The organism is Paenibacillus sp. GL_099_B, from assembly GCF_057835695.1.
Genome location: NZ_CM174430.1, coordinates 3886657 through 3899372, shown reverse-complemented (window position 1 = coordinate 3899372; position 12716 = coordinate 3886657). Strand labels below are relative to the sequence as shown.

Below are 12716 nucleotides of genomic sequence, written 5' to 3'. Positions count from 1 at the left end.
GGGAGGCTTACTTCATGATTAATGTGTTAATTGTTGATGACGAGTATGAAATTCGTGAAGGTCTTCGTAAGCGCTTTCCTTGGCATGAATATGGGGTTGGAACAGTCCGTTCTGCCTCCGATGGCGACGAAGCACTACAGATTGCACAGGAGTACAAACCCGATTTGATCATTACGGATATCAAGATGAACCGGATGTCGGGACTTGAACTGCTCAGTGAATTGCAGATGAGGGAACCTAAGGATTGGAAAGCAATTTTGATTAGCGGTTATGATGATTTTTCCCTGGTAAAGCAGGCGATTCATCTGGGTGCTATCGACTACATATTGAAACCCATCAACATGGATGAAATGGAACGGATTGTGCGCAAGGCAACGGATCACATCAGGCGGGAGAGGCTAGAGGAGCAAAATAAAACGAATATTGCGTACCAGGTTCAATTTGCTGTTCCCATATTGCAAGAAGAACTTCTGCGCGAAGTGGTAGAAAACGAATACAATCCGTATCGAGAAACCCGCATCACTCATCGGCTGAAGTCCTTGCATTTGGACTGGATGAAAGAATCTCCCTTGCTGCTGATGGTCGTTGAAGGAGATGATCTGAAGGCGCTGGTCAATATGCAAATGCTGACGGCTGAGAAGGATCTTGTACTCTTCGGGATTGGCAATGTGGTCAGCCAGACACTGGCTGAAGAATTGAATGTACCCGCAGCATTATTCAAGGATACCACGGACCGTTGGGTGGCTGTGATTAGTTGTCCTGATCCCAAAATACTGGAGTTATGCAAATCAGTGGCTGAGATCTGCTTGCAACGGATCAATCAATTCGTAAAAGTGAAGGCCAGTATTGCAGTAAGTGCCTTCCCGAAGGAGCTAAAGCATCTTAATGCCTTGTACGTTGAATGCGTCGAATCGTTAGGGCAGAAAGTCATTTATGGGGGCAATCGGTTGTTCACTGAATCCGTTGATGGGATGGATACTGAGAATGAGAAGATGTCCATTAGCGAACCGGCGGCAGTGCTGGATCTGGTCAGGTATGGTACAGAAAAGGATATTACTGAATCCATGAAAGGCTTCGAAGACATGGTTAAATCTTGGGAGCTCTTAAGTCTGAAAGACATTCAACAGCAAATATTCCAGTGGTTAATGGGCATCTATCGAATCGCCGCATCCGCTGGTTGGCCAGACCGTTCATGGGAACGCGATCCTATTGGGTTGTGGGAACGCTTGGAACAATATGACACTCTGGAATCCCTAAAGAAGCATGTAGAAAAAAACTTGCATCTGTTAGCAATTGATTTTCATAAAATGGATAACTCATCCAGCAGAATTGTGCAGGAAGCTGCAAAATTGATCCGAACCCGTTACAACGAGAATCTATCGTTGCAATACGTCGCATCGATGGTTCATGTTACTCCGATATGGCTCAGCAAGCTTTACAAAAAAGAACGGGGTCATACCTTTCTGGAGGATTTAACAAGTATCCGGATGATACGAGCCAAAGAATTGCTGGGGGATATAAAATATAAGATTTATCATGTTTCATATGAAGTTGGCTATAAGGATCCGGTTCACTTTTCAAAATTGTTCAAAAAGCATGTCGGGGTGACACCGAAAGAATTCCGTAGATTACGGGGGATTTCGGATGATTAATGCTTTTCTGCGCCTGGCATCTTCCTTTCGTAACCGTATGATTTTGATCTTTCTCTCGATAACGATCATCCCCTTCATCCTATTCTCTGCATATGCCCATACCAAATCAATAGAAGGCATTCAGCAAGCCAATATTACATTCTCGATGAGTTATCTGGAGCAAGCCAAGATAAACGTGGAAACTTATTTAGCTCAGTTAAACGAAGGTATCAATAGCTTGATCGGTGACAAAACATTGCAGTATTTATTGGAGAGGCCGCCGTTAAGTCAAAAGGAAGAAGAGACGAACTCCGTTGATATGCTGAGTATCGTATATGAAAAGAAAAAACAGATGGATGCGCTGCAGATTCGATTATATCCACTAATTCCAGCAGATTATCCAACCTATATGAGAGCTTTGGAGGAATCTGCCTCGGTTGGTGAAGAAGAATGGTTTCGGCAAGCAGCGGACAGTAACGTGCCATATTGGCAATTGTCAGTAAGTGATGGTCCGAATCGAGGTCCGCTGTTGTCTTATATCAAGACGTTCACAAGTCTGCATAGCAGGACGCCCCGCGGCATTGTGATAACGGATCTGGCTGACAATCACCTAAGCCGATTCTTTTCACCTACCAAACGACTGCAAAGGCAAAAATTTCTGATCATTGATGAAAAAGGGGCCATTCTTTTTGATTCGGCCGGGAACGAATGGACAGGTGATGTTTTACCTTCTCCACAACTGCTGGCCAAGCGCAATCTGTATAACGAAGGCGTGGAGAAATTGTCGATTTATGATCAAGAGCATTTGATCACTTTCGTCCGGATGGACAGCCTCCCCTGGACGATTATCAGTCTGACTCCGATGGATGCTCTAGTGGAGCCCGTTATGGAGATGAATCGGCTGCTCCTTGTCATTATTATTGTTTATTTACTTGTATCCATTGGCGTCGTTATTTATCTTACCCGAAATTTCACGCAGCCTGTCCTTCGATTGGTACGTCTGATGAGAAAGCTTGAAGAAGGCGATTTTGGAATGTACATCCCGCATCAAGAACGCAAGGACGAGATAGGGTGGCTGTTTCGTGGATTCGGCAGCATCGTACGTAAAATCGAGGATTTGATTGCACAATCCACCCGAGCCGAACGGAGCAAAAAAGAACTTGAATTTCAAGTGCTCAGTCATCAAATCAATCCGCATTTTCTGTACAACACGCTGGAATCGATCCGCTGGAAAGCGGAGAATCATGGACGAAATGATATTGGTGAGATGGTGTCCGCATTAGGCAATTTATTACGACTCAGTCTCAATCAGGGCAAGGATATTACGACAGTTGGTCGTGAAATCGAACAGGTGAAGGCTTACGTGCAAATCGAACAGGCCAGAATCGGGATGCCACTGCGAGTGGTGTACTTTTTTGATGAGGATATGCTGAATATAACGTTCATGCGCCTTTTACTACAGCCTCTGGTTGAGAATGCGATACAACACAGCATACGTGGGAATTTCGAGCATGGCAAAGTTATACTCTCCGGACGAATAGAAGAACAGGATCTGGTCATTGACATTACAGACAACGGGAAGGGAATACCCGATTCAGTTATACAGGCATTGGAGGAGGAAAATGAGGATCAGAAGATGAATGGGCGATCTGGTGTCGGCCTGCGCAATGTCAATGAGCGGTTAAAGATTTATTTTGGTTTAGAGTATAAATTACAAATCGAATCCAAGGAGGGCGTAGGCACCCGAATTACAATCCGGCATCCGATTCTGAAAGAGAAATTAGAGAATGGGGCATAAATCGGTTTAATTCTCCGTTTTACTTAAGCCATTTATGCCGCTTTTTCGATATGCTAGCGGAACTAATCCTATGTGTTTGCGAAAAAGGGATGAGAAGTAGCTCACACTTTGAAAGCCGCAGGCAAGTGCGATTTCACTTACAGATCTTTTGGTTTCCCTCAACATCTCACAACTTTTATGAAGGCGGTATCGAGTTAAGTAATTGTTGGGAGTTTGACCCACGTATTTATTAAATAAAGTGCAGCAGCGGCTTCGACAAACGGCTCCTGAGGACGCAATGTCTTCAAGAGTTATTTTTTGCTCGTAGTTTTGATGAATGAATCGAGTCATTTTCTGAATATTCGTCCATAATTGCACATCATGGATATCCCCCACCTTCTGTTGCAAGTGATCTCCAATACCAGCACATAAAGATAAAGCCTGTGAAGTTAAGCGGAACGGATTTGGAGCAAAGCTATTGTGCATTTCAGCATAGATCGATTGAATGGATAACAATATCTCGTGCTGCCAGGATATCTGTTCTGCTAGTAATACAAAATCATCCATGTTTGGACCAAACTTCTCTTCCCAGTAAGCTCCTATGAACGAACCTTCCCCGATGAGAGATGAATGGATCACTATAACAATAAATGAACAATTACAATGAGTATGAGAAAAACCAAAATGTAAACGATGGCTATTCACAAAAATCCCATTTCCTTGCTCTAATTTAATGGTCTGTCCGTTAACAGAATACTCCATGGAGCCTTCCAGAATGTAAATGAACTCTACGTCCGAATGCCAATGAGCGGCAGCTGTAAAATTATCAAATTCATTCAAGCTTCCTCTCCGGACATACAAGGGTAGGTCAGGTAGATTATAATTCAATCGTTCCGATAAATCAGAAAATACCTCTAAATTTTTCATCCAACAAAGTGCCTCCAATAAATATACGATTTTGATAAAAGTATAGCCAATATTTATGGAAAGGACAATGGATTTATCCTATCTTGATAATATGGAAAGCAACAGAGAGGAGTGGATGTAAGTTAAAAAGAAAAAGCCTATAAAGTTAACTACTCCTATGACGCGAGATTTTAATAAGGAATTAATCACGCTTGTCATTCCCATTGCATTACAAAATCTAATCTCAGCCACAGTCATATCAGCTGATGTAGTTATGTTGGGAATGATTAGCCAATCTACAATGTCGGCCGTATCGCTAGCGGGACAAATCACCTTTGCATTGACATTGTTTTACATGGGAATGGCTACGGGAGCAGGGATTTTAACTGCACAATATTGGGGGAAGAAAGATGTACAAACCATACAGCGTATTCTCAGCACTGCCTGCTTGTTCTCATTTAGTATCTCAATTTTGTTTTTTTTAGTATCTTTTTTATATCCTGAAACGTTAATGCGTTTTTTTACAAATGATAGTGAATTAATTCGGTATGGTTCAATATTTCTAAAGATGAATTCGTTTTCTTATCTTGCAATGGGCATTTCACAAATGTATCTAAGCGTGATTAGAAGTATGGAAAATGCAAGACTAAGTGCTTGGATTAGTTCACTATGTTTAAGTTTAAACATTTTGTTTAATGCGTTATGCATCTTTGTGTTTTTCCCAGACAGACCTGAAATGGCAATCATGGCGGTAGCTCTTGCTACAGTTTTAGCTCGGTTTATTGAGTTGGGCTGCTGTGTTATTTATTCCGTGACGAGAGGATCGATTCGCTTTCGTTTTCCCATATGGGATGGTATTCAACGCAATCTCTTAAAAGATTTCCTGAAATACACCATGCCTGTACAAGGCAATTATATTGTTTGGGGAGGGGCACTAACTGCGACTGCTGCAATTATTGGACATGTAAGTGCTGATATGGTTGCGGCGAATTCTGTTGCATCCGTGGTTAAGAATTTAACCATTGTCCTGTGTGGAGGTATTGCTAGTGGAGGATCTATATTGGTTGGGAAATATCTAGGTAAAGGGGAGATCGAGAAAGCCAAACAGGTGGGAAACAGAATGAATCTATATGCTTTACTATTTGGAATAATAGCAGGATGCACAATTATCCTGATAAAACCGCTTGTTTTCTCCGTAGTAAACCTAAATGTCATTTCTCAAAACTACTTGGATGGAATGTTATATATTAGTGCAGTTTATTGTATTGCTAAATCCATTAATGCAACCAATATCTCAGGAATATTCACTGCAGGAGGTGACTCTAAATTTGGCTTTTGGTGTGATTCGATTGTAATGTGGGGTATTATTTTGCCGCTTGGCTATTTCTGTGCTTTTGTATGGAACGTATCACCCCTTGTGTTATATATCGTTATTAGTTTGGATGAGATCATTAAGTTGCCATTGGCATTTATTCGTTACCGCCAATACAAATGGCTAAATAATATTACAAGGACTTTTTCGCCAGCCAGTTAAGAAATATGCGATCAAAGAATGTAAGGTCAACTAAAATAAATAGATTAAATGCAGAGGGGACTAAGGCATGAATATTACAGAACGAATGGCAAACCGACAACTGTTTACGGATCACGATGCGAATTATCCACAGGAAGCTTCTGATCTGGCTCGGGCGCGTCAACGAGGAAAGGCACTATGTTATGAGATCAATCGCTTACATCCCGATGATATTGAAATGCGTAAGGCTCTGATGGAACAACTTTTCGGTAGTATTGGTGGAAATGTTTGGATGGAACCTCCTATTCGGATGTCTTATGGATCAAACACTACAGTAGGCAATAATGTCTATATCAACTTTAATTTAACTGTTGTCGATGACTATAAAGTCACGATTGGAAACGATGTCATGTTTGGCCCAAATGTCACGATTGCTGTAACCAATCATCCAGTACACCCAGAAAAGCGCAAAGAAGGTGGAATGTTCGCTCTACCGGTAGTTATCGAGGATGGTGCATGGATCGGTAGCTGCGCTGTGATTGTGCCAGGAGTTACTATCGGTGCGGGTAGTGTGATCGGTGCAGGAAGCGTGGTAACCAAGGATATCCCTAGTAATGTAATCGCTGTCGGAAATCCCTGCAGGGTCCTACGTGATATCACGGATCATGACAGAGAGTATTACTACAAAAACATGCGTTTCGACCAAGTGGAATGGTAATGGATAACCAAGCAAATAATCAAATCTAACTTGGGCCGATTAGACGCTACCTGGCAAGGAGAGAATATGGGAAAATGATGCCACTTATTGTTGAAATCATTATATCAGTATGTATTTTGATTGGATTATATTTTGTAGTAGGTAGTTTATTGGAATCCCCACGAGTTGTCAGTTACGTAAAGCATCTAGAAGAACAATTTGAAAAAAACCTTTATGAAGACAACACAAATTGAATAATAAGGTATAAGAACTATAGGATAAATTGCTGTTATCCCCTTTTTGTAGACAAGAGAAAAAAGACATCTGCTAAGATGGACTTAATCTTGCTGAGCGGAGGGGGTTTTTTTATGGATAAAAAAGGAAAAAATGATCAATGGTGTAGCCGAAAGGGTCGGCTTGTATATGGATTGAACTAACGGGTGGGATAGTTTAAGCTATTCACACTGGTTTATCATAGATCGTATTTAAACACATTAAAAAGCCGATTCTTTCCTTATGAGGGAATCGACTTTTCTTTAGCAAAAAACAATATAACAGTCAAATTAAATTGAAATAGGGTGGAAACATGGATAAGGGATTTACATTAGCTAGTCAACTATTAACGCTGCTGGATACGGAACAAAGATGGTTTACCTTAGCCGAAGTTGAAAAAAGTTTAGGTATCTCAGATAAAACCATACGTAAAATGGTGGAGGAAATCAGCAAGCAATTACCTCCTACTGTGACCATAGAAGTTTCTAGAGGAAAGGGAATCGTTCTTCGGCGAGATGGACGAAGTGAGACGATGAGTGAAGTGATTTCTACGATGTTCAGACAAACCATTTTTTATCGACTGATGAATGTATTGTTCATGAATGTGGATCGACTGTCCGTGGAGGAGCTTGCCGGAGTCATGTTTATGAGTACCTCGTCGTTGAAGAAACTGATTGTACAATTAAATAATAATGATCTAAAAGCGTATAAGTTACGCATTACATATTCAACCCCGACAATCAAAGGAAATGAAATGAATATCCGATATTTCTATTGGAAGTTATATTGTGATGCGTATGAGTTTACAGGATGGCCCTTTGCGAATGTCGATTTTGCATATATCAATCAGCTAATCACAAATACAGAGAATGAGAAAAATATTGTGTATTTTATCAATTCCAAAAGGAGATTATCCTTTTTGTTGGCCATTGTTGTGGAAAGAGTCACTAAAGGGAAATGCGTAAAAATCGACGAAAGTGGTTACCCCTGGGAAAAGGGGATGTTTTATATGCCCGTGAAGACCCTTGCAAAGAGTCTTGAAGAAAAACTTTCCATTAATTTTCCCAATAGTGAAATCTGCTTCATGCAATCCCAGGTTAGTCTCAGCCAATATCATTATTATGAAGGATCAGAAATTACGCCGATGAAAGAAGTCGAATTGCATAAAGACAAAGAAGAATATCAAATGGGTAATCTGCTTCTAAAACTATTGGCAAACGTATACCCCAATTTGGAGATGGAAGAACGATTTGTATTGGAGATTTACGCTTTCTTTGACAAGTTATTAATCGATAATGCAATTCCTGAATGGATGATGATATCAAAAAGTAATTTAACGGCATATGTTCAAAAGGAATGCCAGCAGCTTTATCAAGAACTGCAAACCTGCATGCAAACGTGGAGTAAAGCTTATCCAGCCGTTTTGTACAATAATTTTCATTTAACCAAGCTAACCTTAATTGTTCGTTCCAGTTTACGATATAAAAGGAAAAGGGCCTTCTTGGTGATTGGTGAAGAATTTTCAATTCGTCATTACATAGCGGATTTGATAAAGAAGGAAATTGGAGATCAGCTGATCATCAATACTTCCATAATGAAAGGTCTCTCCGACGAAATGATGCAGCAACATCAGATTGATTTTGTCATTAGTAATATCCCGGTTGCATTGCAGACCGTGCCTGTTGTTATTATCTCTACAATCCCGTCCAAAAGAGATCTAGACAATATTCGTAAAGAATTGCTTTTATAATTTGATCAATTATTTCCCTTACCCTCCGTAAGATTTTGGTCTAGTTTGTTATGCTGAAAAATCTTATGCTCAATGTACTTTCCGAACAGATTTTCTTGAAGGCAAGCGGAAGAGATTTCGGTAAGCCTGAGTTCAACATTGAGAGTAGGAGGCAGAAATATGAGTAGGCATTTAGGCGCGAAAAAAGGAGAAATAGCGGACATCGTTTTGCTTCCAGGAGATCCTTTGCGTGCAAAATTTGTAGCAGAACACTTTTTAGATGAGGCCAATTGTTATAGCGAAGTAAGAGGCATGTATGGGTACACCGGATTATACAAGGGGATACCGGTATCGGTTCAGGGGACAGGGATGGGAAATCCATCGATGAGTATCTATGCAACGGAATTGATCGTCGATTATGAAGTGAAGAAATTGATTCGCATTGGTACATGTGGCGCGATGCAGAAAGAAATTAATATCCGCGATATTGTAATAGCCCAATCCGTGTCTTCAGATAGTAATATGACGGATAAGATCTTCCATGGCTGCAATTATGCACCTACAGCAGATTTCTCATTGTTAATGAAAGCGTATCAACAAGCACAAGCTAAACAAGTAAGTGTCTTTGTTGGCAACATCTATAACTCGGATGAATTCTATCGTGAGAGCTTAGATCGACTTCACAAGTTTATGGATTTTGGTGTATTAGGGGTAGAAATGGAAAGCACAGCCCTATATACATTAGCCGCTAAATATGGTGTGAAAGCGCTATCCATTTTGACAGTAGGCAGTCAACTGTTAACACAGGAGCACTTAACTCATCAAGAAAGTGAACAATCATTTTATGAAATGGTCGAAATCGCTCTTAACACAGCCATTGAGAGCTAATCTATCGATAAGAGTAATGTTGCAAGAAAAGAGAGTGAGCAAGAAATGAAGGGAATACTGTCTGGGTTGCAGTGGATGATGTTTATGATTGCAGGTGCAATCGCTGCGCCAATTGCTATCGCAGATTTATATAACCTAACACCTGTGGAGACGTCTGGACTCATCCAGAGCACACTGATTACTTTAGGAATAGCTGGATTTTTACAAGGTGTCATCGGCCATAAATTCCCTATTCATGAAGGTCCAGCAGGGTTATGGTGGAGCATTTTCACCATTTACGCGAGTTTAGTGGGGGTATTGTATTCTTCGAATATTGCTGCCCTGCAAGCTTTAAGTGGGGGAATGATCTGTAGTGGAGTTTTATTTATCCTAATCTCAGCATTTAAGCTAATGGATAAAATCGCTCGTCTATTTACGCCAACGGTCACTTTTATATATTTGCTCTTATTGATCTTTCAATTAAGCGGTTCTTTTATGAAAGGTATGATGGGGATCACTTCAAGCCACACCTTGTTAGATGTTAAAGTGTTCTTGCTGAGTGTGATTGTGATTTGCATTACCTTTGGGTTAGGGAACAGTCGCTTTGTTTTGCTGCGCCAATTTTCAGTAATAATCAGTATATCGATAGGCTGCTTATTGTTTATCATATGCGACAAGATGCCGGTGATTTCACCGGCGGATACGCTATTTAAACTGCCAAAAATATTTCCTTTTGGAAGTCCAAGATTTGATAGCGGGACAGTCACAACTGCCTTTCTATTAACACTATTGTTAATAACCAATGCGCTTGCGTCTATTCGGTTGATGGAGACCGTTATGAAACAAAAGAAATTGGACCATAACCGTTATTTACGTGCTGGATTTACTTCTGGCATTACCCATTTTATTGGTGGCAGTTTCGGAGCGATTGGCTCAGTGCCTATTTCGGGAGCAGCGGGGTATGTTGAACAAACAGGGATGAGGGAACGGAAATCGTTTTTAATTGGATGCATCTTAGTAATCTCTGTATCCTTGTTTCCGCCAATAATGAACGTAATATCCGGTATTCCAGCGCCCATAGGCTATGCCGTTACATTTGTCATCTTTGTGAAGATGGTTGGATTATCCCTGAAGGAATTGAAAAAGGTTCTTCATGAAGAACGAACATTTGTTGTTAGTGGAGTTTCTCTTTTAGTTGGTGTGGGTTTAATGTTTATCCCTACATCCGCTATGAGCCATTTATCTCCGATTGTAATAGCTATTTTAAATAATGGGTTAATTTGCGGAAGTCTATTGGCGATTATTTTGGAACAAGCATTAATGTGGAAACATGCAAATCGATATGAGGATTCCAAAAAAATGTATCGATAATTTGGAGGGTTAAACATGCATTATCTAATTTCAGTTGTCGGTCTGGTTATTGTTCTATTACTGGCCTGGCTTGCGAGTAATAATAAGCGGAAAATTAAATATCGTCCAATCATAGTAATGATTGTTATTCAGATAGGTTTGGGATTAATTATAATAAAAACGAGTATAGGGGAATTCTTAATTAAAGGGTTTGCCGATAGTTTTTCAAAATTACTTGGATATGCCAATGAAGGAACGAACTTTGTTTTTGGTGGGATTGCCAATGAAGGAGCTCATACTTTTTTCCTGTTTGTGTTGATGCCAATTGTTTTCATGTCAGCATTAATAGGAATCCTGCAACATTACAAAATACTGCCGTTCATTATCAAGTATATTGGTCTGGTGCTAAGTAAAGTAAATGGCATGGGAAAATTGGAATCTTATAATGCGGTTGCAGCCGCAATTGTAGGACAAAATGAAGTATTTATTTCTGTGAAAAATCAGCTTGGATTATTACCAAAACATCGCTTGTATACATTATGTGCATCTGCAATGTCAACGGTATCCATGTCCATTGTTGGTTCATATATGACGATGCTGGAACCTAGATATGTAGTAGCTGCATTAATATTAAACCTATTTGGCGGCTTTATCATTGCATCCATCATTAATCCGTATGAAGTTACAGCTGAAGAAGATATTGTTGAAGTTCAGGAAGAGGGCAAACAAACGTTTTTTGAAATGCTGGGCGAATATATTATGGATGGCTTTAAAGTAGCCATTGTAGTAGGAGTAATGTTAGTTGGTTTTGTTGGAATCATTGCTTTAATTAACGGAGTCTTCAGTGGTATATTTGGTATCTCGTTTCAAGGAGTGCTAGGGTATGTTTTTGCACCAATTGCCTTTATGATCGGAGTGCCATGGCATGAGGCTGTTCATGCGGGGAGTATCATGGCCACGAAGCTGGTTGCGAATGAATTTGTTGCCATGCTTGACTTTGTTAAGATTCAAGACGGTTTAAGTGGGCGTACTACAGCCATTGTTTCCGTTTTTCTAATCTCATTTGCTAACTTTGGGTCCATTGGTACAATCGTGGGTGCAGTAAAAGGGCTGAATGAAAAACAAGGGAATATTGTTGCTCGCTTTGGATTGAAGCTGTTATATGGCGCCACACTTGTAAGCGTTTTATCCGCCATAATTATCGGAATTATATTTTAGTTAAATCATTTCTCTTTTGAATACAATTGAACTCGAAATGGGGCTTTTCAAGCATATTTCACAAAAGCAGGACAATTCAGGAGTCGTGTGGAATAAATATACAACTTTACCGAATCTGGAGGTCGTGAAATGGCGTTTCCGACACATATTGTCTCATCAGGTGGAATTGTAGAAGATGGAAATGGAAATATCCTATTAGTAAAAGCCCATGACGATGGTTGGGTGTATCCTGGTGGTATAACTGAAGTGGGAGAAAATCTGATTGATGGCGTGATTCGTGAAATTAAAGAGGAAAGTGGAATAGATGCCGAGGTTAACCATTTAATTAATGTTGTTTCGAATACAGCGATCCATAAGTGGTATGACGGTGTGACCGATGTTCCCACGAAGGTCATGTTTGATTTCGTTTGCAAAGCTGTAGGTGGAGAGTTAGCGACTTCTGATGAAACAAGCGAATGTAGGTGGGTTCCCAAGGGGAATGTTCTAGATTTGATTACATTACCCGCCATCCGCATGCGTTATGAAGCTTATTTGAACTTTAATGGCTCTGTGAATTATATGGAATACGTCACTGGGACTATGTCAGAATGTGATATCAAGCTTCAAAGGCGTGTTTAAAGTGTACGAAGGATCAAACAAGAACATACTACCAACCCAAGTCGCTATAATAGCGGCTTTTTTAATTGAAGGACCAAGTTCTTGCACCAAACTGAGGACAAGAACTTGATCTAATTATTAATCTCAACAAATACACA

The 12716-nt window shown here is 40.2% G+C and carries 10 protein-coding genes; 9 read left to right on the top strand and 1 reads right to left on the bottom strand.

Features of this window, described 5'->3' with window-relative positions; translation table 11 throughout:
• Positions 1 to 14 precede the first annotated feature (14 nt).
• On the top strand, positions 15 to 1652 hold the full coding sequence (locus AC3ITG_RS17650; protein ID WP_163756972.1) for a response regulator transcription factor: 1638 nt from the start codon (positions 15 to 17) through the stop codon (positions 1650 to 1652).
• Positions 1645 to 3429: a sensor histidine kinase gene (locus AC3ITG_RS17645; RefSeq protein ID WP_489250841.1), complete on the top strand. Its 1785-nt coding sequence runs from the start codon at positions 1645 to 1647 to the stop codon at positions 3427 to 3429. Before AC3ITG_RS17650 ends, AC3ITG_RS17645 begins: the two co-directional genes overlap by 8 nt.
• Positions 3430 to 3435: 6 nt before the next feature.
• Here AC3ITG_RS17645 and AC3ITG_RS17640 read toward each other — a convergent pair whose 3' ends face one another.
• Positions 3436 to 4335 carry an AraC family transcriptional regulator gene (locus tag AC3ITG_RS17640; protein ID WP_489250840.1) on the bottom strand — a complete coding sequence of 300 codons (900 nt, stop codon included), beginning with the start codon at positions 4333 to 4335 and terminating at the stop codon, positions 3436 to 3438.
• 157 nt (positions 4336 to 4492) lie between these two features.
• Between AC3ITG_RS17640 and AC3ITG_RS17635 the strand changes: the two genes are divergently transcribed.
• From AC3ITG_RS17635 to AC3ITG_RS17605, 7 genes are all read left to right on the top strand, one after another.
• On the top strand, positions 4493 to 5848 hold the full coding sequence (locus AC3ITG_RS17635; protein ID WP_489250839.1) for an MATE family efflux transporter: 1356 nt from the start codon (positions 4493 to 4495) through the stop codon (positions 5846 to 5848).
• 67 nt (positions 5849 to 5915) lie between these two features.
• On the top strand, positions 5916 to 6545 hold the full coding sequence (locus tag AC3ITG_RS17630; protein ID WP_489250838.1) for a DapH/DapD/GlmU-related protein: 630 nt from the start codon (positions 5916 to 5918) through the stop codon (positions 6543 to 6545).
• Between the two features lie 565 nt (positions 6546 to 7110).
• Entirely contained in the window at positions 7111 to 8547 is a 1437-nt protein-coding gene (locus AC3ITG_RS17625; RefSeq protein WP_489250837.1) for an AcpB/EbpR/MafR family transcriptional regulator, read from the top strand.
• Positions 8548 to 8706: 159 nt separating this feature from the next.
• Positions 8707 to 9414, top strand: a complete 708-nt coding sequence (deoD, locus tag AC3ITG_RS17620) for a purine-nucleoside phosphorylase (protein ID WP_489250836.1) — start codon at positions 8707 to 8709, stop codon at positions 9412 to 9414.
• A gap of 45 nt (positions 9415 to 9459) precedes the next feature.
• On the top strand, positions 9460 to 10764 hold the full coding sequence (locus AC3ITG_RS17615; RefSeq protein WP_489250835.1) for a purine/pyrimidine permease: 1305 nt from the start codon (positions 9460 to 9462) through the stop codon (positions 10762 to 10764).
• 15 nt (positions 10765 to 10779) lie between these two features.
• The gene (locus AC3ITG_RS17610; protein WP_489250834.1) at positions 10780 to 11961 is read left to right on the top strand and encodes a NupC/NupG family nucleoside CNT transporter; all 1182 of its coding nucleotides are present in this window, start codon (positions 10780 to 10782) and stop codon (positions 11959 to 11961) included.
• Between the two features lie 129 nt (positions 11962 to 12090).
• Positions 12091 to 12579: an NUDIX hydrolase gene (locus AC3ITG_RS17605; RefSeq protein WP_489250833.1), complete on the top strand. Its 489-nt coding sequence runs from the start codon at positions 12091 to 12093 to the stop codon at positions 12577 to 12579.
• The last annotated feature ends 137 nt before the right edge of the window (positions 12580 to 12716 follow it).

Coding starts and splice junctions, on each gene's coding strand:
- AC3ITG_RS17610 (WP_489250834.1), top strand. CDS start 10,780: ATGCATTATCTAATTTCAGTTGTCGGTCTGGTTATTGTTCTATTACTG.
- AC3ITG_RS17605 (WP_489250833.1), top strand. CDS start 12,091: ATGGCGTTTCCGACACATATTGTCTCATCAGGTGGAATTGTAGAAGAT.
- AC3ITG_RS17650 (WP_163756972.1), top strand. CDS start 15: ATGATTAATGTGTTAATTGTTGATGACGAGTATGAAATTCGTGAAGGT.
- AC3ITG_RS17630 (WP_489250838.1), top strand. CDS start 5,916: ATGAATATTACAGAACGAATGGCAAACCGACAACTGTTTACGGATCAC.
- AC3ITG_RS17635 (WP_489250839.1), top strand. CDS start 4,493: ATGACGCGAGATTTTAATAAGGAATTAATCACGCTTGTCATTCCCATT.
- AC3ITG_RS17640 (WP_489250840.1), bottom strand. CDS start 4,335: ATGAAAAATTTAGAGGTATTTTCTGATTTATCGGAACGATTGAATTAT.
- AC3ITG_RS17645 (WP_489250841.1), top strand. CDS start 1,645: ATGATTAATGCTTTTCTGCGCCTGGCATCTTCCTTTCGTAACCGTATG.
- AC3ITG_RS17625 (WP_489250837.1), top strand. CDS start 7,111: ATGGATAAGGGATTTACATTAGCTAGTCAACTATTAACGCTGCTGGAT.
- deoD (WP_489250836.1), top strand. CDS start 8,707: ATGAGTAGGCATTTAGGCGCGAAAAAAGGAGAAATAGCGGACATCGTT.
- AC3ITG_RS17615 (WP_489250835.1), top strand. CDS start 9,460: ATGAAGGGAATACTGTCTGGGTTGCAGTGGATGATGTTTATGATTGCA.